This is a genomic window from Sanguibacter sp. 25GB23B1, assembly GCF_040012415.1.
Lineage (GTDB): Bacteria > Actinomycetota > Actinomycetes > Actinomycetales > Cellulomonadaceae > Sanguibacter.
In genome coordinates, this window is sequence record NZ_JBDYKL010000025.1 from 37,827 (window position 1) to 58,816 (window position 20,990).

Consider the following 20,990-nt stretch of genomic DNA (forward strand, 5'->3'; position numbering starts at 1 on the left):
CCCTACAGGTCGGCGATCCCCCCGCTGACGAGCAGAGCAGCGATGGCGACGAGCACGATGCTCATGATCGTCGCGTTGTGCCGGACGAGGGCCGCCCGCGCGGAGCTCAGCGGGGCGCGGACGCGTTCGCCGGCGAGGAGGAACGCGACCACGGGCGCGATGACGTTGATGCACGCGACGGCGGTGAGGACGGCGGCGACGACGACGGTCTGGCCGATCGGGAGCCCGCCGCTGCCGATCGCGACCCCCGTGCCGATCGCGAGCAGGAGCTCCTTGGGGTTCGCGAGGGTGAGCACCGCGGCGAGCTGGGCGCTCTGACCGGGGGTGCGTCCTTCGATGGAGCTCATCCACCCGGGGAGGTCCGGCTCGACGCCCCCGCGTGGGCGTCCTCGCCAGGTCTTCAGGGCGACGAGCAGGAGCGCCGCACCGACGATGACCTGCGTGACGGCGACGGCCGGTGCGGCGTCGCCGGAGCGTTCGGCGACGTCGGACACGACAGCGAAGAGCCCGACGACGGCGCCCACGGCGACGAGTCGGGCGGCGAGGAAGGCGGTGCCGCCCCGGCGGCCCGGGGGAGCGAGGAGCACGAGGACGATCGCGATGGTCGGCAGCGGGCTCAGGGCGATCCCCATCGCGAGGGGGAACGCCTCTCCGAGCACGTCTAGCACCGGGGTGCCTCGGCTGCCGCCATGGACGTCACGCTACTGCGGCTCGCCGGGTGGTGCCTGGCGGTGCGGGGCTCTGTGGGTCCAGCTGCGACCGACCGACCCCACTCGTCCACGAAAAGCCATCACGTGCTGCACGTCGTTCGTGAGACACGGTTCCGGCCGCTTCGCGATCCCTGTCCAACCTTGCACGCAGCCGCGACGTACGTCCTACAGGCCACCCTTCGAATCGTCCGTCCTCGACAGGTGGGGGCGCATTCGACGCGTCGCCCACCCGAGAACGACGAAGAGAAGCCCGAGGGCTGCAGCCAGCCACACCAGCCACGGGCTGTGCGAGCGGAACAGTATGGGGACCAGGAGGATCAATGCGCACCCCGACAGAACCATCCCCGCGAAGACAGTCAGGAACGGCCCTGCTCCGTCTCTCGTTCTTGAGATCTTCACTGTCTACCCCCTGTGTCGATCTGGCATGACCTGCATCGTTGCCTCAGGCCAGTTGGACACGACCACCGTATCAAGCGAGAGGAGCTCATCTCAGTGCAGCGTGTGGCGGCGGATGCGCATGGGACGGTCTCGGAACACTGGTCTGCAGCGCATCTCGCACCGGGGTGCCTCGGCTGCCGCCACGGGCGTCGCGCTACTGCGGCTCGCCCGGTGGCGCCTGGCGGTGCGGGGCTCTGTGAGGCCAGCTGCGCTCGACCGACTCGCGGCAGCGGCCCGGCTCGTCGCCCGCGCCGACGAAGAGCCCGGTGAGCAGGGGGAGGCCGTGCGCGAGCGTCTCGGGGGGGAGCGGGCCGGTCGCGACGAGGGAGACGAGCCCGTGGCTGACGGCCCACGTCTGGGTCGCGAGGTCGAGCGGCACGACGTCGGGGCGGAACCGACCGGCGTCGCGCCCTCGGAGGGCCGCCTGGACGAGGTGCTCGAGGGTCTCGTCGGCGGCGCCGAGGTCCTCGAGGTCGACGCTCGCGTCGAACATGACCCGGTAGAGGTCCGGGTGGTCGAGGGCGTTGTCGACGTAGGACGCAGCCAGTGCAGTGAGGTCGGCGACGGGGTCGGCGCTGGTCCCGAGAGTCGCGAAGCGCGCCCCCATACGGGTGAAGCCCTCTTGTCGCAGGGCCTTCCACAGGCCGTCCATGCCGCCGAAGTACGTGTAGACGGCCATCGTCGAGACGTCGCTCTCCGCGACGAGCGCGCGCAGGGTGATGGGCTCCCGGGTGCGGAGCATGTGCGCCGCACGCTCGATGAGCTGGGTGCGGACCGCCGGATCCTTGGTTCTCGCCATGGGCCTAGAGTACATGGCATAGCAATGCTATGGTTTGGAGATCCGAGCCCGCCGGGCTCCCGAGAACCTGGAGCGACCATGCCCGTCACACTCATCAACCCCGACGGGCTGCCCGTCGTCGACCTCTACCGCCACGTCTCCGTCTCGAACGGCTCGCAGACCGTCTACATGGCCGGACAGATCTCCTGCGCGGCCGACGGCAGCACCGTCGGCGCAGGCGACCTCGTCGCCCAGGTGGAGCAGTGCTACCTCAACGTCGCCACCGCCCTCGCGGCAGCCGGCGCCACCTTCGCCGACGTCGTCAAGATCACCGTGTACGTCGTCGACCTGACCCCCGACAAGCTGCCCCTCTTCGCCGAGGGCGTCGCCCGAGCCGCCGCACGTCTCGGCATCGAGGTGCCGCTCGCCCCGCTCACCGGGATCGGCGTCGCCGCGCTCGCGGCGCCCGACCTCCTCGTCGAGGTCGACGCCGTCGCCGTCATCGGCTGACGCGCCTCTCCCGCCCAGATGCCGCTCGTCGCGGTCCTCGATACGGTGAAAAACAGGCCGTCGACGTCACAAGGTCCGCGCTTCCAGCACGAGGGCCGCGTCACCGGTCGCACGAGAGGAGATCGATCGTGACTGCTGCTGGCGACATGCTCGCGACACATCCGCAGGACCTCGGCATGGACAGGGACGCGCTGCAGGCCTGCATCGAGGCCTGCGTCGAGTGCGCACAGACGTGCACGGCGTGCGCCGACGCCTGTCTGGGCGAGGACATGGTGGCTGAGCTGACGACGTGCATCCGCACGAATCTCGACTGCGCCGACGTCTGCCAGGCGACCGGTCGCGTGCTCACCCGTCGCACCGGGTACGACGTGAGCGTCACGCGGGCCGTCCTCGAAGCCTGTGCGGCCGCGTGCGCAGCCTGCTCCGACGAGTGCGGTCAGCACGCCGAGATGCACGAGCACTGCCGGATCTGCGCCGAGGCGTGCCGACGCTGCGCGCAGGCCTGCCGGGAGCTGCTCGCCACCCTCGGCTGAGACGACGCGACGAACGGAGCCCTCCGATGAAGATGTACGCCCGCCTCGGCATCGCCATGGTGCTGAGCCTCACCGTGATGTTCTTCCTCAGCTTCACGCAGACCCGCACCTGGGACCACGTCCACCTCAACCTGTCGAACTTCTACATCAGCCTGACGATGATCGGGAGCATGGGCCTGATCATGCTCCTCGTCATGTGGCCCATGTACGAGAACAAGCGCCTCAACCTCGGGCTGCTCGGTATCTTCGTCCTCGTCCTCGTCGGCGGGTTCGCGCTCGCCCGCACCGAGACGTTCGTCGGGGACCGAGAGTTCCTGTCCTCGATGATCCCGCACCACTCGCGCGCCATCCTCGTCTGCCAGGAGGCGGACCTCTCGGACCCCGAGATCATCGAGCTCTGCGAGCAGATCATCAGCACCCAGCGAGACGAGATCACCCAGATGGAGGAGATCATCGACCGGCTCGAGGACGCCGACTGACGCGGACACCCACCCGCCACGCCGCTGGTGCACGGAGCGAGGCAACGCCCCGGACAGACCCTAGGGTCGAGGCATGGACGGTCCGGGGGTACGACGAGCTCTGCGTCAGACGAGCCTGGCGGTGGTGGTCGGCGTCGTGCTCCTGATCTGCGGCATGGTTGCTGCGGCCGCCCTGCTCTCGCCGGGGTTCGACTCGTTCGGCGGGAATGCCGACGGGGCGTGCAGCGGGGTGCAGACGCCGACGGTCGTCGTCGACGAGTGGGCGGCGACGGGGTCCGAAGGCTCTCTGGCGTCGCCGAGCATGTCCTGGCTGCCGTACGGGACCCGGTGCACCTGGACCCTCTCCGACGGCAGCACCGTGTGGAAGGACGCGTCGTGGGACATCACCCTGACGGTGCTGGGCGCGTCGACGGTCGCGCTGGGCGCTGTCGGGGTGCTCGCGTGGTCCGGACGGCGCTCGTCGGCGAGCGCGAGCACCTGACCGCGACTCGGTTCAGCCGGCGGGTGCGGTAGACATGTCCTCAGAGCATGCCGAGCGACCGTTCGACCAGGGGATTCGATATGAACGTACGTGGCGGTGAAGCGCAGGGATCGCAGATGCCGACCCCGGGACGCTCCCACCGGCGCACGACGCGAGACGCGGTCGTGCTCTGGACCACCATCGCTGCGGTGGTGCTCGGGCTGGCGGGACTCGCGCGGCTCGTCGCGTGGGGCAACCGCTGGTACGTGGCAGAGATGTTCGCCGGCTCGGCGTCCGACAGCGAGTCCTGGGCGTTCGCCTACGAGAAGCTCCTCGGAGCACATGCGGCGCTGCTCAGCGGTGTGCTCCTGCTGCAGGTCGCTGTCTTGCTGGCCATCTGCGCGATCCGCGTCCGCCGCGCGTCGCGTCGCTGACCGCGCCGTGGACGATCCGCGCCGGCGGCGAGCGGTCCGCGAGTCTCGCCTCGCCGGAGCGATGGTGCTCGTCCTCATGGTCTGCGTCGCCGTGGCCGGGACGGCGATCGTCCTTCCGTGGGCACCCATGTTCGACGGCGCCACGGACACGGCGTGCGTCGAGGTGACCGTACCCGACGTCGTGCGGGAGGACCCGGGGCTCGAGTGGGAGCACCGCGAAGCCGTGACGAGCACGTCGTACCTGCCCCACGGGCCGCGGTGCACGTGGACGCTCTCCGACGGGAGCACGGTCTCGACCGGCCCCGGCTGGACGGCGACCGTCGCGCTCCTGGGGTCCGTGGGCGTCGCCGCCGGCACCCTCGTCCTGTTCGTCAGGGCGCTACGACGACCCGACTAGTCCTTCTTCTCCCACCGACGCTCGCGGAGCGTGCGGGACCAGCCGGCCGCAGGGTGAAGCGCAGCCCAGATGCTCATGACGGCCGGTCTGGTGTCGATCACTGAGAGAAAGGCACTAGCTAGAAGGCGGTAGTGGCAGCGATGCGGATCGATGCGAGCACGACGAAGCTGGGCACTCTCGGCAGGGGATCGGCTGCCGCGGGTGGCTCACCAGCGCAGCAGGCTTACGACAGGGCGGTCAAGCACCTGGCGGATGCGCAGAAGAAGCTTGCGCAAGACGTCGTCGACCGGGCTCCGGAGGAGACGATCGAGGTTGATCGGGCGATGATCGAGATGGCTGCTGCGGCCGTTGCTGCGGCCGCCGCAGCGCTCGCGCGTGAACAGAGCAAGGATCAGGAGGCCCAAGCCCCAGCATCTGCCGAGGGCGTGGAGCGTTCACCCAGGGCGGGGCACCGGCTAGGAGATGTCGACCTCTACGCCTGATGCGACATGCGCAGACGCTCAGTTGTCGTCGAGGTACTCGAAGTCTCTCCTGAGTGCACACGCGGCCACGAGGGGGATGTTCCGCTCGGCGTTCGAGCGTTGAACCCGACCGCCAGGCCGGTGGAGGCGCCTACCCTGCATGAGGGTGCAAGAAGGAGCCTGACCAGGGCAGACTCCCGTCTTGATCGCCAGCAAACGGTGCCGTCGGCTCTAGTGGCCGAGTGGATGCCGCACGACGAACGTCCTGAGGCGACAAGTATCTGCGAGATGAGGCTTCCTGGTGCGAGCGAGATCTGCTTTCGGAGTGTCAGTTGCGTTGCTTGCCAGTGTGATCCTGGGAGGCTGCGGAAGTGAGGAGATGCCCGCAGAAACGCCGTCCGCGGTTGGCAAGGCGGATCAGGCGAGGCGCGACGCGGCCTCCTGTGTGGCGCTCAGCGACGTGATGACGATCGTGGAGAACGCAGACCTCGGTGTGGGCGCCGGGCGCATGGAGGTCCAGGAGCAGCAGGGCTGGTACGAGCTCGCGGCGCGCGTGCTCGGCCGGATTCCCTCGAGCGACGACACGGTTGTGGGGCGAGGGATAGCCGATCTGCAGGCGATCGCCCCCGGACTCGCAGCGGGGGAGGGAACGATGCGCGAGGGTTTCGACGCGCCTGCATGGCACGACACGCTCGCCACCCTCGTCGGCCCCTGCGAGGCAGTCGACGCCGAGCTGGTGATCACCCCGTTCACTGGCGGCTGAGTCATGAGCCGCAGTGCACCTAGCGGGAGCTGTCTCGTCTGCTCTTGATGCGCCGCCTGGATCAGGTAGTCCGCCCGGAGGTCCGGGACCACTCTCGATGCGGGCGAAGAACACGTCGAAGAGGTTCTCGATCACCGCGTCGTCGGTGCCGAGGATCACGCCGCTGGTCGTCACGAGCCGTCTGTCGAGCCATCGGGTCCACGGGATCCCCCACCCCCCCCCCGAGCTGCACGAGCGCAACAACAAGTTGCCGGTACAGATCCTCATCGAGACTGATAAGGAAGCCGCCTTTCATTCGAACCCCTTTTGCGATCAACTCTTCAGCTAGATCGCAAAGGATCCTTGCGGGCGGAGAGCTGTGTGTCGTTCCTCAGACTCAGCGCATGAAGACTGCGACGAAGCCGATGAAGTACCCGGCGATTCCGGCCGCGACATGAGAGGTGCCGATGCGAATCGACGGGGCTGCGCGAGGTGACACCTTTTTGGCCTCACGCCCACGCGCGCAGACACACCACAGCAGACTTGCGCCACCCAGTGCCGTCAGGACCAAGCGTTCCGGTCGAGGATCGCTCACGGCGGCCGCCACGAGACCGCAGAGGGCAAGTGCGGGACCGGCCCTCCACAACTTGCGGAACGCGAGCCTCTGCCGCTCGCTCGAGGCTAGTGGAAAGAGCGCCATCAGATTGACGCATGCACCTGCTATGAGCAACAGCGCGCCGATTGGTAGCTGACTGTCGGTCATGGGCGGGCACTGCCTCTCCTGCGTCGTGAGCGTTATCGCGTCGCCCAGATGAGGAATGCTGCGAGCACGAGCCACACGGGGATGTCGATGCCTGACGGGCGTCCGAGGGCGCTGGCCTTCCACTCTGGCGGCCGTCCCGCCTTCTGCCAGCGGTTACGGTCATGGACGGCCGCCAGGTGGCGCGCCGTCTGCGTGGCGGCCAGCGCGGTGCAGGTCATCATGTAGGCCAGTACGACCGTGAGCACGGCGGGCACCTCGTAGAGCGGGTACAGCAGCAGGACGGGGATCGTGATCACCAACCCGACGGCTGTGGGCATCAGTGCGCCGACCTTGGTGACGTCAACTGTCATCTCGGGGTTCGCCCCTGGGTTCAGGGCCTCATCGACGGCGAGCCGCATCGAATGCGCCACGGTCGCCAGGTCCTGTTGCCGACCGAGCAGTTTCCCTCCCAGCGAGAAGAAGCCGAGATAGAGGGCACGGATCAACGTGGCACCCAACGATCGCACCGGTGCGTCAGGGGTTGGCACCGAACACCAACGATCCCACCTGGAACGGGACGCCACCTGCGGTCGCTGTCGCCGCGGCGTGAAACACCATGAAGTCTCCCCCTGACAACCTTCTCGCACCCTGTGTACCGGACGAATCGACACCGACAGGCGAGAACTTGAGCCTCGCGAGGAGACTGTTCGGCCGGGTACAGCTAGAGGCTTGCGTCGTCGTCGTCGTCGTCGGTCGGCGGGTGCTCGGCGACGCAGAAGAGGTTGCCTTCCGGGTCGGCGAGAGTGGTCCACTGCACGTGGGGGACCTCGTCGAGGACGTCCCACCGGAACGTGGCACCGAGCGCGACGAGACGCTCGACCTCGCTGCGGCGCGACCCCCACGGCACGGTGAGGTCGAGGTGGATGGTCTGGCGCTCGGGGCGAGGCTCGGACATCGGCTGGAAGAACATCCCGAACCCGTCGGGGCCGGCCGGCGGCAGGTAGACGGCTTCACCGCCCGGCGAGGGGACCGCGCCGGTGACGCTCGCCCAGAACTCGGCGAGCGCGGCGGGGTCCTCTGCTTCGAGGTTGATCGCACCGAGGGTGATCGTGGGAGTCGCCATGCCCGCCACGCTAACCTCCACCGCCGACAGGAGGAGGTGCACTGCTCACTGCGTCCGGAACCGCCCCGGGCTCGTCCCCGTCACGCGGCGGAACGCGGCGCCGAACGCGCTCGCCGATCGGAAGCCGACCCATCCGGCGACGTCCTCGATCCCTTCGCCCTGCATGAGGAGCACGGCCGCGTGCTGCACGCGGCACGCGGCGACCCACTGGGCGTACCCGAGCCCGGTCTCGGCGGTGAACGCCCGGGTCAGGGTGCGGGCGCTCACGCCGAGGCGCTCCGCCCAGGCCGCGAGAGTCGTGTCGTCAGCAGGGTCCTCGCGCAGCGCGTCGACGATCGGCGCGAGGAGCGCGGACCCGGGCACGTGGAGGAGCAGCTCGTGCTCGGCCGGGGCGAGCACGTCGAGCACCATCGCCTCGGTCGTCGTGCGGGACGACGCGTCGAGGTCTGCGGCAGCGAGGCGGTCGAGCAGCAGCCGGAGCAGCGGAGTGAGGCCGACCGCGACCGGCTCCTGCGAGATGGACGGCACGGTCCGGACGCTGAACTGCGCCGTCCGGTACCGCGTCCCGGCCGGCATCCATCCGGTGTGGGGCGTGCCGGCCGGGATCCACAGCCCGATCGCGGGCGTGAGCGTCCACGTCCGCGAGCCGACCGCTGCGGACGAGGCGCCGTGCTCGTTCCACAGGAGCTCGTGCGTCGGGTGCGAGTGCACCTCCCACCACGTGTCCCTGTCCACCGTCTCGCCCATCCCGGCGATGACGAACGGCACCTCGACAGCGTCTGCGCCGTACAGCGGGAGGGACCGGCTGTCGGCGGCGTCGCGGCGCGCCGTCGTCGGCTCGCGCCACACGCGCCGCGCCGGGTGCCGCTCGACGGCTCGGGTGCTCACGCGCCCAGGCTACGTCCCGGCGGGGGCGCAGGGGGCCTCGTCCGGACCTGATCTCGAAGCTCCGTCACAGTCAGGTCACGCGTCGACGACAAACGTGTCACGCGCGGGTCGCCCGAGAGGCTGGGCGCTCCGGAGCCACGCACGGTGGACGAGGGACAGGTCGTCCTGGTCGCCGACCCGATCGAGCAGGCACCGGGCTCGGGCACGGAGTGACCTGTTGCTGATCTCCCGAGGCCACCCTGAACCATCCACCGAGAAGGAGCACCATGACCGACAACCCGATCCTCGTCCGCATCTCCGACAGCGGTCTGACGGTCCCGGACGAGCAGGAGATCCGAGGGCGTCACGTGGTGGACCCTGACGGCGAACAGCTCGGCACGGTCGGCGACCTCCTCGTCGACGAGGAGGAGGAGCGTGTCCGCTTTCTCGAGGTCACGTCCGGCGGGTTCCTCGGGATCGGTCAGGAGAAGGTGCTCATCCCCGTCGATGCTGTGACCCGCATCGACGACCAGGTGCACGTCAGCACGTCGCGATCTCACGTCGAGGGCAGCCCGGGCTACGACCCCGAGCTGGCCGCCGCGAGCCCTCTCACCTACTACGGCGGCCTCTACGGGTACTACGGGATGGGCCCGTACTGGGGACAGGGCTACGTCTACCCGGGCGGCGTGCCGCTGTGATGCTCCTCAGTTCGACCACCTCTCCGCACCGACGCCCGGTGAGGGTTCTCCTCGTGGCCGTCCTCGCCTCGGCTCTCGCCCTGGCGGGATGCTCGACCGAGGAGGTCGACAACGCGGCGTCGAACGACGGTCTGCGCGTCGAGCTCGGCTCCCTCCTCATGTCCAACATCATGGTGCTGTCAGCAGCCGAAGGGCAGCCGGGCACCGTCCTCGGAGCTGTCGACAACAACGGGGACGAGTCCGTCACGGTGTCCGTCGGGCTCCCCGACGAGCAGGCGCAGTCCTTCGACGTGGCTTCGGGAGAGACGCTGCTGCTCGGCCCTGAGGACTACCCGGTCCCGATCCGGTCGATTCCGGCACCCCCGGGAGCGACAGTTGACCTGACGCTCACGTCGACGAGGGACGGGTCGACAACCCTCGCGGTACCCGTGCTGGACGGCACCTTCCCCCGGTACGAGGATCTTGTCCCGGAGCCGATCAACTGAGGCTGCACCGTCGTCGGGCACTCGCACCCGGCCCTCCAGGAGGATGAGGCGATGTCGTCCTTGAGCGAAGGGGGCGTGACGCTCAGACGGCTTCTCAGTCTGCGCTGCGGGCCATCGTCCGGATGCCGACCGTGAGCCCGGCGGTCACGGTGACGAGCGCGGCCACGACGCCCCAGAGCACGTCGGTGTCGGCGATGTTCCCCGCGAAGAGGGCGCGCTCCGCGTCGACCATGTACGTCAGCGGGTTGAAGCGTGACGCGGTCTGCATCCACCCCGGCCCGGTCTCGAGGGGCAGGAGCATGCCCGAGAGGATCATCGCGGGGAAGAGGAACGTCTGCTGCACGGCCCAGAACATCCAGTCCTGCTTGCGCACCGCGATCGCGAGCGCGTAGCTGAAGGACCCGAGGCCCACGCCGAACACCCCGAGCAGGAGGAGGCCCAGCACGGCGCCCACGGGGTAGAGCGTGAAGCCGAACGGCAGCATGACGACGACGATGAGCGCCGCCTGCCACGAGAGCGGCACCATCTCCTTGAGCGACCTGCCGACGAGCATCGACGAGCGCGACAGCGGCGTGACCATCATCCGCTCGTGCGCGCCGGTCTGGAACTCGAAGAGCAGGTTGGCGCCCGTGGTCGAGCTGCTGAACAGGGCGGTCATGACGAGGATCGACGGCACGAACCACTGCCACACGTCGCCGCCGAGCGCGCCCTCGGCCTGCGGGCCGAGCGACCCGACGAGCAGCGGACCGAAGAGCCCGAGGAACACGAGCGGCTGGATGAGACCGAACATCACCGAGAACGGGTCGGCCAGGACAGGGCGCAGCTCGCGCTGCAGGACGATCCACACGTCGCGCGCGAGGTTGCGGGGACCGGTCGGGGGAGGGGTGCGACGCCCGGTCGTCGGGGCGTCTGTCGTCGTGGTGCTCATGCTGCGTCCTTCCGGGCGGTCGGGTCGGTCGTGGTGTCAGCGCTGTCGGCACCGTCGGCCGCGACGCCCGCCTCGCGCAGGCTGCGACCGGTGAGGTTGAGGAACACGTCGTCGAGGGTCGGGCGGGACAGCTCGGCGGTGGCGACCTCGATGCCCTCCGCCTGCGCGGCCCGCAGGAGCTCGGGCAGGGCTCGCGGCCCGTGGTCGACCCGCAGCTCGACGCGCGCCAGGGCGCTTCGACCGGTCGCGTCGTGCAGGACGACGTCGCGCGCGCCCTCGAGCCGGGTGGCGATCTCACGGAGCCGCGGCGCGGCCTCTGGCAGCACTGTCGACACGACGAGCCGGTCGCCCGCGTGGTCCGTCTTGAGGTTCTCGGCGGTGTCGTCCGCGATGATCTCCCCGTAGTCGACGATGACGACCCGTTCGGCCATGGAGTCGGCCTCGTCGAGGTAGTGCGTGGTGAGCATGATCGTCATGGCGTACTCGTCGCGCATGCGCATGATGTGGTCCCACAGGTTGGCGCGGTTGTGCGGGTCGAGCCCGGTGGACGGCTCGTCGAGGAACAGCAGGCTCGGTGCGTGGACGAGGCCCATGGCCACGTCGAGTCGTCGGCGCTGCCCGCCGGAGAGGTCGGAGACCTTGCGCCGAGCGAGCGGTGCGAGGTCGAGGGCGTCGAGGAGCTCGTCCGCGCGCCGCCGGGCTGCGGTGCGGTCGAGGCCGTAGATGACGCCCTGGCTGACGAGCTCGTCCCGGGCGCGCTGGGAGTGTCCGGCGCCGTTGCCCTGGCCGACGTAGCCGATGCGCCGCCGGACCTGCTCCGGGTCGGCGACCACGTCGAACCCGGCGACCTCGGCGCTCCCGGACGTCGGCTTGATGAGGGTGGTGAGCATGCGCATCGTCGTCGTCTTGCCGGCCCCGTTGGGGCCGAGGACGGCGACGAGCTCGCCCGGCTCGACCGCGAGCGTCACGCCCTTGACGGCGTGGACGGCGTCGGAGCGTCTGGGCGTGAAGTCCTTCGTGAGGTCGTGCGTGCGGATCATCTGTCCTCCTGCGGTCGGGCTGCCCGGTGTGTACGGGTTCTACGCTCGCAGGAGGAGCGGTCAGGTTCTGTCCGCTACCTCGAGGACTTCATCGGACCGTCGCCCGGAGTCCCTGGTCGATGAACGCGATCATCCAGGCGAAGCTGTCGTCCACGTCGGTGTCCATCTGAAAGCTGTCGGCGACCTCCAGGGTGGCGAAGCCGTGGAGCATGCTGCGCAGCGTCCGGAGCGCGTGGATCTCCTGGTCGGCCTCCAGCCGGTACCCCCGCAGCACGGCAGCGAGGGAGTCGAGCAGCCGGGTGCTCGCGACGACGAACGGATCGTGCGGATCGGTGGTGCGGGCCCGGTTCCCTGCCGCGTACCGGCCCGGATGCTCCTTGACGTACCGGCGCATCGCCTGGGCGGCGGCGGCCAGGGCGTCGGTGTCGGACCGCCCCTGGGTCGCGTCGCGCAGCGCGTCGCCGAGCTCGGTCGCCGACAGGACGGCGATCCGGTGCGTGAGGTCGGCCAGCCCGTCGACGTGCTTGTAGAGGGACGGTGTCTTGACGCCGAGCCGTTCGGCGACGAGCCCCATGCTCAACCCGTCGAGCCCGAGCTCGTCGGCCAGCGTCGCGCCGGCCTCCGTGACCGATGCCGGGTCCAGACCCGCCCTAGCCACGGGCGAACGCCCTGGTGAGGAACGGCAGTGCCAGCTCGACGACCTGGTCGGGGGTCTCGGCGTGCGGGTAGTGGCCGGCGCCGTCGATGACGACCAGCGAGCCGAGGCCCGGGCGCAGGTCGGCGAGGACCCGCTCGCCCTCGGCGCGGGGGTCGCCCCAGTCCGGGTCGGCGCTGCCCTCGACCACGAGGACCGGGCAGGTGACGTGGGGGAGCTGGGCGCCGGCGTCGGCGGGGCTCGACTGGCTCATGGCCTTGAGAACCTTCATGCGACCAGGTTCGTTCATCGTGCGCTCGATGCGTGACAGCTCGGCGTCCCAGTCGGCCGGCTTGGTCGGGTAGGCCAGGTCGAGGTACTTCGTCCAGCTCGGGACGCTCCCGAGGAACGCGGCGCCCATGAGGCGGGTCATGGCGGTGCGGTGACGCTTGTCCCGCAGCATCGCGCCCAGATCGGTGGACTGCTTGCGGGTGAAGGGTGCGAGCTCGATGACGCCGCTGATGATCTCGGGTGCGGTGGCGGCTGCGATCGTCGCGGCGCCGCCGCTGATCGACTGACCGATGATGACCGCCGGGCCGCCGAGGTGGCGGACGAGGGCGACGAGGTCTCCGGCGATGTCTGTGCGGCTGTAGCCGTCCCAGCCGATGCTCGAGTCGCCGGAGCCGCGGAGGTCGACGTTCGCGACCCGGTAGCCGGCGGCGACGAGTGCGGGGGCGACGAAGCGGTAGGAGTGCCGGCTGTCGCCCATGCCGTGTGCGAGGACGACGAGCGGTCCCTCGCCGGAGAGGTCGTACGCGAGGGTGTTCTCGCCGATGGTCAGGTGCTGGGTCATGATGTCCTCCTCGAGAGTGGCTAATGCTGTTAGCCACAAACTAATGCAGTTAGCCGAGCGTGTCAATGGTTGCTCGGGTGCACGGACGACTTCGCGGTTGAATAGGACGATGCCCTCTCCTTCCGATCGTCCCCAGTCGTCACCCGCGCTCCGCCGCGTCCGGCTCATCACGCTCGGCGGCACGATCAGCTCCGAGCAGGCCGCCCCGGAGACCGCCGCAGCCGGGGTCGTCCCGCGCAGCGGTGCAGGGCTCTTCCAGCAGGAGATCCAGCACTGGGTGCCGGGCGTCGAGCTCGTGCCGCTCGAGCTCCGCATGGTGCCGTCCCCGTCGTTGACGCTCCCCGACCTGCTCGCGCTGCACGCCGCCATCACCGGCATCGGTGACGACGTCGACGGCGTGGTCGTCTCCCAGGGGACGGACACCATCGAGGAGACGGCCTTCGTCCTCGACGTCCTCGGTGCGGCGGCCGATGTGCCCGTCGTCGTCACGGGCGCGATGCGCGACCGCACCACGCCCGGGGCCGACGGCGCGGCCAACCTCGTCGCCGCCGCCCGCGTGGCGGCGTCCGAGGACGCCCGCGGTGCCGGCGTCCTCGTGCAGCTCGCCGACCGCACCCACGCCGCCCGGTGGGTGGCCAAGCGCAGCACCTTCCGCGTCGACGGCTTCTCCTCGGAGCCGTTCGGCCCCGTCGGGGCGGTCGTCGAGGGAACCGTCCGACTGGGCGCCGTCCCGCGGCCCCGCCCCGCCCTGCCCGTCCCGACCGGCGAGGTCCCGCGCGTCGCCGTCGTCGTCGCAGGGCTGGGGGACGACCTCGCGCTCCTGCCCGGCCTCGCCGACGCGGGGTACGGCGGCGTGGTGCTCGCCGGCGCAGGTGGCGGTCACGTCGCAGCGAGCGCCGTCGACAACGTCGCGGCGGCGGCCGCACGGATCCCGGTCGTGCTGTGCAGCCGGGTGGGGTCCGGGCCTGCCCTCTCCGGGACGTACGGCTACCCGGGCGGCGAGATCGACCTCGCACGCGTCGGGATCGTCCCGGGTGGTGGACTCTCCGCTCCCAAGGCGCGGATGCTGCTCATGCTCCTGCTCGCGTCCGGCGCATCGCCTGCCGACGTCCGTGCCGGCGTCGCGCGGTACGGCCAGGACTGACCCGGGCGCTCGTCGCCGTGACCTGCTGCGCGACCGTCCCACCGCGCAGACCCGTCCGGCGCCTGCTACAAACGAAGGAGGGCCGGACGGAACAGCACAGCCCGGACACTCGGCGAAGGGCTCAGACGGCACGACGCGAGCACGGCGACGAGAGGGATGTGATGACTGTTCTGCGAACGAGCCGGCCACCGGACGACTTCCGGCTGGTCCAGCGGTGGGACGTCGACTCTGCCGGTGCGCTCGCCGGGCTCCGGTCGTCGCTGCACGAGGCGATCACGGGCGCCGTCGGTGCTCCGCGCGGCGACTTCTCCCAGACCCCGGACAAGATGGTCCTCGTCGCCAGCGAGCTCGCGACCAACGCGCTGCGCCACGCCAAGGCACCCCGCTCGGTCCGGCTCTTCGCCCGGGACCACGAGCTGCTCCTCGACGTCGTCGACCACGACGTCGCGAGCTCGCCGGTGGTCGCCGGGGTCCGCCCGGCAGGGGAGGGTGGGTTCGGGCTCAAGCTTGCCCAACGCCTCGCTGCCGAGGTCGGCTGGTACGCCCGCGGGACCGCCAAGCACGTGTGGGCCTGCTTCCCGGCGACCGACGCCGAGGCCGAGTCGGTCGCGCGCGGCTCCCGCAGGCGCGGCGGCGCGCGGCTCGTCGCCCAGACCCGGGCATTCGCCTGACTGCCCCCGTGAGGACTCGCAGGCACCACGACGTCGTCATCGTCGGAGGCGGTAACGCCGGCCTCTCGCTCGCCGGACGGCTGGTCCGGGACGGCGCGAAGGACGTCGTCGTCATCGAGCCCGAGCGCGTGCACCACTACCGCCCGATGCTCTCCTACGTCGCCGGCGGTGAGGCGACGCTCGAGGACCTGCGGCGCCCGCAGGAGCGCGTCACCCCGCGAGGGGTCCGCTGGCACGCCGGCTCGGTCGTGGCGGTCGAGCCCGAGCGCTCGGTCGTGCGCCTCGCCGGTGGTGCGGAGATCGGGTACTCCGACCTCGCCCTGTGCCCGGGCTCGCAGGTCGACTGGGACGCGATCCCCGGCTCCGAGGCGGCCGTGCGCACGCCGCACGCGGCGACGAGCTACCTGCCAGACTCCGCCGCCGACACCTGGGGCATGCTCTCCACCCTCCGGGCAGGACGCGCCGTGTTCGTCGTCGCGGGTCGGCACGTGCCCTGCTCGCCGGTCGCGCTCAAGCCGCTGTTCATGGCGGCCGAGCACTGGCGACGCGAGGGGGTCCGGGACGCCATCGAGATCGAGCTCCTCGTCGAGGGGGAGCGCCTCGTGGACCATGCGCGTGCCGACCGCACGCTCCGCGACGTGGCCGCCGAGCAGGGGGTCCACATCCGCTTCGGTGCGGCGGTGACGTCGGTGGACGCCACGGCGCGGACGCTCGAGGCCGGGGCGACCACCGTGCCGTACGACGCGCTCTACCTCGCGCCGCCCCACCGGGCGCCGGCGTGGATCGCGGAGAGCGGTCTCGCGTGCACCGACGACGGCGGCTTCCTCCGCGTCGACCCGTACACGCTCCAGCACGTCGAGCACCCCACGGTGTGGGGGCTGGGCGACGTCGCGGAGCTCGATGCGCTGCCGTCCGGCGGTGCTCTGCGCAAGCAGGTCCCGGTCGTCGCCCGCAACATCGCCGCCCGCCGCACGGGTGCCCCGATGCGGCGGTACGACGGGTACTCGATCGCCCCGGTGACCACCTCTCGCCGACGGCTGCTCCTCGCCGAGTTCGACCGTGCCGGGCGACACCAGCCGTCCGTACCCTTCCCGGACCTCGTCCGACCGCGACTGAGCACGTGGGCGTTCGACCGCTACGTCGAGCCGCACATCTACTTCCGCCGGTTGCTCCAGGGCAAGGTGTAGCGGACAGCTTCTGACCGCCACTCGTGGCAGTGTGGCCTCATGGCCGACACCGCGGGCAGGCTCCTCACGTTGCTGTCGCTGCTCCAGGCGCGCCGCGACTGGCCCGGCAACGCCCTCGCCGAACGCCTCGAGGTGAGCCCGCGCACCGTCCGGCGCGACGTCGACCGCCTCCGCGAGCTCGGCTACCCCGTGCGCGCGACGAAGGGCCCCGACGGCGGATACCGTCTGGCGGCCGGAGCCGACCTCCCACCGCTCCTCTTCGACGACGAGCAGGCCGTCGCCGTCGCGGTGGCGCTCCAGACGACCTCGTCGACCGTCACCGGGATCGGCGAGGCCGCGGCCCGCGCGCTCGCGACCGTCCGGCAGGTCATGCCCGCGCGCCTGCGGGCGAGGATCGACGCGCTCCAGGTGACGCTCGTCGAGCCGACGTCCCCGGACGCGCCCCGGGTCGCGACGGCCAGGCTCGTCGAGATCGGGACCGCGATCCAGGCCCGCGAGGTGCTGCGCTTCGACTACTCCAGCCCGCGCGACGGCGGTGCCACGCAGGCGACGGCGTCACCGGGCGTCGCCGGTCCGCCGCGACGGACGGAACCGCACCACCTCATCACCTGGGGCGCCCGGTGGTACGTCGTCGGCTGGGACCTCGACCGCGCCGACTGGCGGACGTACCGCGTCGACCGCATGACGCCGCGCAGCCCCACGGGCCCGCGCTTCGAGCGGCGGCAGCTCCCGGCGCCCGACGTCGCCACGTACGTCGCCGAGCGCTTCGTCGTCCCGGCCGGGCCCTGCGCGGGCCAGGCGATCCTCCACACGTCCGCCTCCTCGATCGCCCAGTGGGTCGGCGACCTCGTGCTCGTCGAGGCGCTCGGCCCCGACCGTTGCCGCGTCCACGCCACGTCGTGGTCCTGGGGCGGCCTCGCCGCATGGTTCGGGAACTTCGACACCGACCTCGAGATCGTCGGACCACCCGAGCTCCGGGAGGCTGCCGCACGCCTCGCCGCACGCTACGCGGCCTCACTGACAGACTGACCGGCATGACTTCCCTGCCTGCCCACGCCAGCACCGCCCCGAAGGTCGCCCTCGTCACCGGAGCATCCTCCGGCATCGGCGAGGAGACCGCCCTCCTGCTCGCCACCCAGGGATACCGCGTCTACGCCGTGGCGCGCCGGACGGAACGCATGGCCGCGCTCACCGAGCGCGGCATCCACACGTTCGCGATGGACGTCACGGACGACGCGTCGATGACGGAGGGGATCGAGCGCATCCTCGACGAGGCCGGTCGCATCGACCTGCTCGTCAACAACGCCGGGTACGGCTCGTTCGGTGCGCTCGAGGACGTGCCGCTCGACGAGGCGCGACGGCAGTTCGAGGTCAACGTGTTCGGTCTCGCCCGGCTGATCCAGCTCGTCGTGCCCGGGATGCGGGAGCGCCGCTCCGGGCGCATCGTCAACATCTCCTCGATCGGCGGCAAGATCTACGAGCCGCTCGGCTCCTGGTACCACGCGACGAAGTTCGCGGTCGAAGGGCTCAGCGACTGCCTGCGCATCGAGCTCGCGCCGTTCGGCGTCGAGGTCGTCATCGTCGAGCCCGGACCCATCCTCACCGAGTGGAACACGATCGCGCGAGAGAGCATGCTCGAGCAGTCGGCCGCCGGGCCGTACGGGGCCATGGCGCGTTCCGTCGCCGCGGCGCTCACGCGGGCCGACGACCCGCGCACAGGCACGACGCCCGACGTGGTCGCCCGGAAGATCGTTCGCGCCGCGACCGTGCGCCGACCGCGTGCCCGCTACGCCGCGGGCAAGGGGGCAGGCACCATCGTCGCCGCCCGCAAGCTCCTGCCGGACACGCTCATGGACGTGCTCGTGGCGCGCGCCTTCCTGCGCTGAAGCACCGCCCGCGCTCAGGGCCGGACGACCGGTGAGCGCGGGCGGCGTCCTGTCAGTAGGTGAAGCGTCCCACCTGGGACCGCAGGCCGGAGGCCATGGAGGCGAGCTCCGCGATGGCCTGCTGCGTCTGGCTCACGGCGAGCGTGGTGCTCGCCGCGGCGTCGGCGACCGAGCCGATGTTGCCGGCGATCTGACCAGTTCCACCGGCTGCCTCGGCGACGGAGCGGGACATCTCGGCCGTCGTGGCGGTCTGCTCCTCGACGGCGGACGCGATGGCCAGCTGGTACTCGTTGATGGACGCGATGATCTCGCTGATCGAGTCGATCGCCCGGACGGCACCCTCGGTGTCCGTCTGGATGGTCTCGACCCGGCTCGCGATGTTCTCCGTCGCCCGGGCGGTCTCCTGGGCGAGCTCCTTGACCTCGCTCGCGACGACGGCGAAGCCCTTGCCGGCCTCGCCGGCGCGGGCGGCCTCGATGGTCGCGTTGAGGGCGAGGAGGTTCGTCTGCTCGGCGATGCTCGTGATGACCTTGACGACGTCGCCGATCTCGCGGGAGGAGATGCCGAGGCGCGAGACCTGCGTGGTGGTCTCCGCGGCGGTCGTCACGGCCTGTGCGGCGACGCGCGCGGCGTCGTTGGCCGACTGGGAGATCTCGCGGATCGCGGCACCCATCTCGTGCGCACCGTTCGAGACGGTCTCGACGTTGCGCGAGACCTCGTCGGCCGCGTTGGCGACGACACCGGACTGCACCGAGGTCTCCTCGGCGGAGGACGCGATCTGGAGCGAGGACGCGGAGAGCTCCTCGGACGCTGCGGCGACGGCGTCGGCCGATCCGGTGACCGACTCCATGAGGGAGCGGATGTCGAGGATGGCGACGTCGAGCGACTTCGCCATCTGGCCCACCTCGTCGCCCGTGACGACGCCGGTGGTCGAGGAGAGGTCGCCGGCCGCGAGACGCTCGGTGGCCTCGCGGACCCGGCGCAGGTCACGGAGGATGCTGCGCGTGACCCACGTGCCGAGAAGGCCCGACGCGATGATGCCGATGCTCAGCGTGAGGACGATCGTGACGAGGGCGCTCGACGCGGCAGCCTCTCCGTCGGCGGCACGCTGTGCGGCCTGCTCCTCCTGCGTCTTGGTCTCCGCGTTGAAGGGCTCGACGAACGACGTGAGGAGGGGCCGGATCGTCTCCTGGAACAGGGTCGCAAACTCCTCGTCCTGGCCGGCGTCGGCGGCGTCGAAGAGCTCGCCCTCGGACACGGCGTAGAACTCGGAGAGGCCGGACTCGAACGTGGCCCAGTCCTCGTCACCGATGGCGAAGGGGGCATAGGCTGCGATGAGCTCATCGACCTCGGCCTTGCGGACGGTGAGGTCCGCTCGGAGCTCCTCGCGGGTCGCCTCGTCGGCGATGCCGTACTGGATGATGCGCGCGCGGTCACCCTGGAAGGACCGCTGGATGTCACCGAGGACGACGATGGGCTGGACGTTCTGCTGGTACAGCTCGGACTGGCCGTCGCGCAGGTCCCGGATCTTCGAGATGCTCACGAGGCCTGTGACCAGCGCGGCGATCGCCATGAGCGCGAGCGCTGCGCCGATCTTCACGCCGAGCGGACGGTCGGACATGATGGAGCGCGCTCGGTGCTCGACGGACGACATGGGTTCTCCTCGGACGGTTCACGACGCCACGGCAGGCGCCCTCGGCCGTCTTATCGGTCGCCGCCGCGCTGTCGTGAGTCAAAGGGCCCAGGTGTGACCAGGTCGACCCGCCCCCCGGCGGGGACTACGCCGCCGAGTCGTCGTCCTGCGGGACGCGCACGACGAGGTGCTCGTGCTCGACCCACGTGCGGAAGGCGGTCGCCTCGCCGAAGCCGTCGCCGTCGAGCTCGATCTGCTCGGGCCGGCTGAGGTTCACGGTGAGCTTCTCGCCGCGGACGTAGTTGAGGGCGCGCACCTCCTTGGTGCGGAACCTGCGGCCGAGCGGGGTGCGGCTCAGGACGCCGTTCTCCCAGATGATCTTGTGCAGCACCTGCGCCCAGCCGACGAGGTTCTCGGGGCGCATGACGACCACGTCGAGGAGGCCGTCGTCGACGACAGCCTCGGGCAGGAGCAGCACGTTGGCCTGGAGGGAGCCGCAGTTGCCGATGATGACGGTGTGCGCGTTCATCGTCGTCGGTTCGCCGCCGTCGACCGACATCTGGAGCGTGAGCCGGTTGCGGTCCTTGAGAGAGGTGATGATGGCGCCGACGTAGGCGAGCCAGCCGACCTTCTTCTTGAGGTCCTCGTCGGTGTTCTCGAGCATCTTCGCGTCCAGGCCCACGCCGGCCATGACGACGTAGGAGTGCTTCGTGATGGTGCGGTCCGTGCGTCGGATCTCGATCTTCGCGAGGTCGACGCGCCGGTCCGTGCCGGCGAACGCGCTGTGCACGGAGTGGTCCAGGTCGTCGAGCGTGAGCTGGAGGTTGCGGGCGAGGAGGTTCCCCGTGCCCGACGGCAGCAGAGCGAGAGGGGTTTCCGTGTCGCCGATCGCCTCCGCGACTGCGCGCACGGTCCCGTCGCCGCCGGCAGCGAGGATCATGTCCACGCCGGCGTCGAGCGCCTCGCGCGTCATGCCCTGTCCCGGGTCCTCGACGCTCGTCTCGAACCACAGCGACGTCGACCAGCCTGCTGCGTGCTCCTCGCGGGCCACCGCGGACTTGAGGGCGTCGAGGTCCACCTTGACGGGGTTGTAGACGACGGCCGCGACGCGGTCGGTGCTCGGGATCGGGTCAGCCATGTCTCGTGCTCGATTCCGT

General features: G+C 70.7%; 26 protein-coding genes. 15 read left to right on the forward strand and 11 right to left on the reverse strand.

The genetic code is table 11. The annotated features are described in order from the left end of the window. Nucleotides 1-2: 2 nt before the first annotated feature. Together ABKW26_RS13775 and ABKW26_RS13780 are read right to left on the reverse strand one after the other, a co-directional pair. Entirely contained in the window at nt 3-668 is a 666-nt protein-coding gene (locus ABKW26_RS13775) for a GAP family protein (RefSeq protein ID WP_348594348.1), read from the reverse strand. Between the two features lie 634 nt (nt 669-1,302). Continuing rightward, nucleotides 1,303-1,947, reverse strand: a complete 645-nt coding sequence (locus tag ABKW26_RS13780; RefSeq protein WP_348594349.1) for a TetR/AcrR family transcriptional regulator — start codon at nt 1,945-1,947, stop codon at nt 1,303-1,305. A 78-nt stretch (nt 1,948-2,025) separates the two neighbouring features. On the opposite strand from ABKW26_RS13780, the gene ABKW26_RS13785 reads away from it, so the two are divergent. From ABKW26_RS13785 to ABKW26_RS13820, 8 genes are all read left to right on the forward strand, one after another. Then, nucleotides 2,026-2,436, forward strand: a complete 411-nt coding sequence (locus ABKW26_RS13785; RefSeq protein WP_348594350.1) for a Rid family hydrolase — start codon at nt 2,026-2,028, stop codon at nt 2,434-2,436. Between the two features lie 146 nt (nt 2,437-2,582). Continuing rightward, the gene (locus ABKW26_RS13790; RefSeq protein ID WP_348594377.1) at nt 2,583-2,969 is read left to right on the forward strand and encodes a four-helix bundle copper-binding protein; all 387 of its coding nucleotides are present in this window, start codon (nt 2,583-2,585) and stop codon (nt 2,967-2,969) included. 26 nt (nt 2,970-2,995) lie between these two features. Next, on the forward strand, nt 2,996-3,448 hold the full coding sequence (locus tag ABKW26_RS13795) for a DUF305 domain-containing protein (protein ID WP_348594351.1): 453 nt from the start codon (nt 2,996-2,998) through the stop codon (nt 3,446-3,448). 73 nt (nt 3,449-3,521) lie between these two features. Beyond that, nucleotides 3,522-3,929 carry a hypothetical protein gene (locus ABKW26_RS13800; RefSeq protein ID WP_348594352.1) on the forward strand — a complete coding sequence of 136 codons (408 nt, stop codon included), beginning with the start codon at nt 3,522-3,524 and terminating at the stop codon, nt 3,927-3,929. 116 nt (nt 3,930-4,045) lie between these two features. After that, nucleotides 4,046-4,342: a hypothetical protein gene (locus ABKW26_RS13805; protein WP_348594353.1), complete on the forward strand. Its 297-nt coding sequence runs from the start codon at nt 4,046-4,048 to the stop codon at nt 4,340-4,342. Between the two features lie 7 nt (nt 4,343-4,349). After that, complete coding sequence (locus ABKW26_RS13810; protein ID WP_348594354.1) at nt 4,350-4,739, forward strand: hypothetical protein; 390 nt, start codon at nt 4,350-4,352, stop codon at nt 4,737-4,739. A gap of 131 nt (nt 4,740-4,870) precedes the next feature. Next, on the forward strand, nt 4,871-5,221 hold the full coding sequence (locus ABKW26_RS13815) for a hypothetical protein (RefSeq protein WP_348594355.1): 351 nt from the start codon (nt 4,871-4,873) through the stop codon (nt 5,219-5,221). A gap of 358 nt (nt 5,222-5,579) precedes the next feature. After that, on the forward strand, nt 5,580-5,963 hold the full coding sequence (locus ABKW26_RS13820) for a hypothetical protein (protein ID WP_348594356.1): 384 nt from the start codon (nt 5,580-5,582) through the stop codon (nt 5,961-5,963). 774 nt (nt 5,964-6,737) lie between these two features. Here ABKW26_RS13820 and ABKW26_RS13825 read toward each other — a convergent pair. The 3 genes from ABKW26_RS13825 to ABKW26_RS13835 all read right to left on the reverse strand — a co-directional run bounded on the left by ABKW26_RS13825 (nt 6,738) and on the right by ABKW26_RS13835 (nt 8,695). Continuing rightward, a complete protein-coding gene (locus tag ABKW26_RS13825) occupies nt 6,738-7,190 on the reverse strand; it encodes a hypothetical protein (protein ID WP_348594357.1) in 453 nt (150 codons plus the stop codon). Nucleotides 7,191-7,405: 215 nt separating this feature from the next. Further along, entirely contained in the window at nt 7,406-7,807 is a 402-nt protein-coding gene (locus ABKW26_RS13830) for a VOC family protein (protein WP_348594358.1), read from the reverse strand. Nucleotides 7,808-7,852: 45 nt separating this feature from the next. Beyond that, nucleotides 7,853-8,695, reverse strand: a complete 843-nt coding sequence (locus ABKW26_RS13835; protein ID WP_348594359.1) for an AraC family transcriptional regulator — start codon at nt 8,693-8,695, stop codon at nt 7,853-7,855. A 266-nt stretch (nt 8,696-8,961) separates the two neighbouring features. Between ABKW26_RS13835 and ABKW26_RS13840 the strand changes: the two genes are divergently transcribed. Together ABKW26_RS13840 and ABKW26_RS13845 are read left to right on the forward strand one after the other, a co-directional pair. Further along, nucleotides 8,962-9,372 carry a PRC-barrel domain-containing protein gene (locus tag ABKW26_RS13840; protein ID WP_348594360.1) on the forward strand — a complete coding sequence of 137 codons (411 nt, stop codon included), beginning with the start codon at nt 8,962-8,964 and terminating at the stop codon, nt 9,370-9,372. Nucleotides 9,373-9,410: 38 nt separating this feature from the next. Beyond that, the gene (locus tag ABKW26_RS13845) at nt 9,411-9,857 is read left to right on the forward strand and encodes a hypothetical protein (RefSeq protein ID WP_348594361.1); all 447 of its coding nucleotides are present in this window, start codon (nt 9,411-9,413) and stop codon (nt 9,855-9,857) included. Nucleotides 9,858-9,951: 94 nt separating this feature from the next. Here ABKW26_RS13845 and ABKW26_RS13850 read toward each other — a convergent pair whose 3' ends face one another. The 4 genes from ABKW26_RS13850 to ABKW26_RS13865 form a co-directional block, all read right to left on the reverse strand. Continuing rightward, the gene (locus ABKW26_RS13850; protein WP_348594362.1) at nt 9,952-10,785 is read right to left on the reverse strand and encodes an ABC transporter permease; all 834 of its coding nucleotides are present in this window, start codon (nt 10,783-10,785) and stop codon (nt 9,952-9,954) included. Next, complete coding sequence (locus ABKW26_RS13855; RefSeq protein WP_348594363.1) at nt 10,782-11,825, reverse strand: ATP-binding cassette domain-containing protein; 1,044 nt, start codon at nt 11,823-11,825, stop codon at nt 10,782-10,784. Before ABKW26_RS13855 ends, ABKW26_RS13850 begins: the two co-directional genes overlap by 4 nt. An 88-nt stretch (nt 11,826-11,913) precedes the next feature. After that, entirely contained in the window at nt 11,914-12,483 is a 570-nt protein-coding gene (locus ABKW26_RS13860) for a WHG domain-containing protein (protein WP_348594364.1), read from the reverse strand. Beyond that, the gene (locus ABKW26_RS13865; protein ID WP_348594365.1) at nt 12,476-13,312 is read right to left on the reverse strand and encodes an alpha/beta hydrolase; all 837 of its coding nucleotides are present in this window, start codon (nt 13,310-13,312) and stop codon (nt 12,476-12,478) included. Before ABKW26_RS13865 ends, ABKW26_RS13860 begins: the two co-directional genes overlap by 8 nt. A gap of 109 nt (nt 13,313-13,421) precedes the next feature. Here ABKW26_RS13865 and ABKW26_RS13870 point away from each other — a divergent pair, with 109 nt between their 5' ends. The 5 genes from ABKW26_RS13870 (at nt 13,422) to ABKW26_RS13890 (ending at nt 18,200) form a co-directional block, all read left to right on the forward strand. Further along, a complete protein-coding gene (locus ABKW26_RS13870) occupies nt 13,422-14,456 on the forward strand; it encodes an asparaginase domain-containing protein (RefSeq protein ID WP_348594366.1) in 1,035 nt (344 codons plus the stop codon). A gap of 161 nt (nt 14,457-14,617) precedes the next feature. Next, on the forward strand, nt 14,618-15,127 hold the full coding sequence (locus ABKW26_RS13875) for an ATP-binding protein (protein ID WP_348594367.1): 510 nt from the start codon (nt 14,618-14,620) through the stop codon (nt 15,125-15,127). 8 nt (nt 15,128-15,135) lie between these two features. Then, entirely contained in the window at nt 15,136-16,314 is a 1,179-nt protein-coding gene (locus ABKW26_RS13880) for an FAD/NAD(P)-binding oxidoreductase (protein WP_348594368.1), read from the forward strand. Nucleotides 16,315-16,353: 39 nt separating this feature from the next. Next, the gene (locus ABKW26_RS13885) at nt 16,354-17,343 is read left to right on the forward strand and encodes a WYL domain-containing protein (protein WP_348594369.1); all 990 of its coding nucleotides are present in this window, start codon (nt 16,354-16,356) and stop codon (nt 17,341-17,343) included. A 5-nt stretch (nt 17,344-17,348) separates the two neighbouring features. Continuing rightward, nucleotides 17,349-18,200: an oxidoreductase gene (locus tag ABKW26_RS13890; RefSeq protein ID WP_348594370.1), complete on the forward strand. Its 852-nt coding sequence runs from the start codon at nt 17,349-17,351 to the stop codon at nt 18,198-18,200. Nucleotides 18,201-18,252: 52 nt separating this feature from the next. Here ABKW26_RS13890 and ABKW26_RS13895 read toward each other — a convergent pair whose 3' ends face one another. Both ABKW26_RS13895 and ABKW26_RS13900 read right to left on the reverse strand, forming a co-directional pair. Beyond that, complete coding sequence (locus ABKW26_RS13895) at nt 18,253-19,854, reverse strand: methyl-accepting chemotaxis protein (protein WP_348594371.1); 1,602 nt, start codon at nt 19,852-19,854, stop codon at nt 18,253-18,255. A gap of 124 nt (nt 19,855-19,978) precedes the next feature. After that, nucleotides 19,979-20,971 carry a diacylglycerol kinase family protein gene (locus ABKW26_RS13900; RefSeq protein ID WP_348594372.1) on the reverse strand — a complete coding sequence of 331 codons (993 nt, stop codon included), beginning with the start codon at nt 20,969-20,971 and terminating at the stop codon, nt 19,979-19,981. Nucleotides 20,972-20,990: the final 19 nt, after the last annotated feature.

Excerpts from the sequence above, each read along its gene's own strand:
- ABKW26_RS13780 (WP_348594349.1), bottom strand. The coding sequence starts at position 1,947 with ATGGCGAGAACCAAGGATCCGGCGGTCCGCACCCAGCTCATCGAGCGT.
- ABKW26_RS13785 (WP_348594350.1), top strand. The coding sequence starts at position 2,026 with ATGCCCGTCACACTCATCAACCCCGACGGGCTGCCCGTCGTCGACCTC.
- ABKW26_RS13790 (WP_348594377.1), top strand. The coding sequence starts at position 2,583 with ATGCTCGCGACACATCCGCAGGACCTCGGCATGGACAGGGACGCGCTG.
- ABKW26_RS13795 (WP_348594351.1), top strand. The coding sequence starts at position 2,996 with ATGAAGATGTACGCCCGCCTCGGCATCGCCATGGTGCTGAGCCTCACC.
- ABKW26_RS13800 (WP_348594352.1), top strand. The coding sequence starts at position 3,522 with ATGGACGGTCCGGGGGTACGACGAGCTCTGCGTCAGACGAGCCTGGCG.
- ABKW26_RS13805 (WP_348594353.1), top strand. The coding sequence starts at position 4,046 with ATGCCGACCCCGGGACGCTCCCACCGGCGCACGACGCGAGACGCGGTC.
- ABKW26_RS13820 (WP_348594356.1), top strand. The coding sequence starts at position 5,580 with ATGCCCGCAGAAACGCCGTCCGCGGTTGGCAAGGCGGATCAGGCGAGG.
- ABKW26_RS13830 (WP_348594358.1), bottom strand. The coding sequence starts at position 7,807 with ATGGCGACTCCCACGATCACCCTCGGTGCGATCAACCTCGAAGCAGAG.
- ABKW26_RS13840 (WP_348594360.1), top strand. The coding sequence starts at position 8,962 with ATGACCGACAACCCGATCCTCGTCCGCATCTCCGACAGCGGTCTGACG.
- ABKW26_RS13850 (WP_348594362.1), bottom strand. The coding sequence starts at position 10,785 with ATGAGCACCACGACGACAGACGCCCCGACGACCGGGCGTCGCACCCCT.
- ABKW26_RS13855 (WP_348594363.1), bottom strand. The coding sequence starts at position 11,825 with ATGATCCGCACGCACGACCTCACGAAGGACTTCACGCCCAGACGCTCC.
- ABKW26_RS13865 (WP_348594365.1), bottom strand. The coding sequence starts at position 13,312 with ATGACCCAGCACCTGACCATCGGCGAGAACACCCTCGCGTACGACCTC.
- ABKW26_RS13870 (WP_348594366.1), top strand. The coding sequence starts at position 13,422 with ATGCCCTCTCCTTCCGATCGTCCCCAGTCGTCACCCGCGCTCCGCCGC.
- ABKW26_RS13875 (WP_348594367.1), top strand. The coding sequence starts at position 14,618 with ATGACTGTTCTGCGAACGAGCCGGCCACCGGACGACTTCCGGCTGGTC.
- ABKW26_RS13885 (WP_348594369.1), top strand. The coding sequence starts at position 16,354 with ATGGCCGACACCGCGGGCAGGCTCCTCACGTTGCTGTCGCTGCTCCAG.
- ABKW26_RS13890 (WP_348594370.1), top strand. The coding sequence starts at position 17,349 with ATGACTTCCCTGCCTGCCCACGCCAGCACCGCCCCGAAGGTCGCCCTC.
- ABKW26_RS13895 (WP_348594371.1), bottom strand. The coding sequence starts at position 19,854 with ATGTCGTCCGTCGAGCACCGAGCGCGCTCCATCATGTCCGACCGTCCG.
- ABKW26_RS13900 (WP_348594372.1), bottom strand. The coding sequence starts at position 20,971 with ATGGCTGACCCGATCCCGAGCACCGACCGCGTCGCGGCCGTCGTCTAC.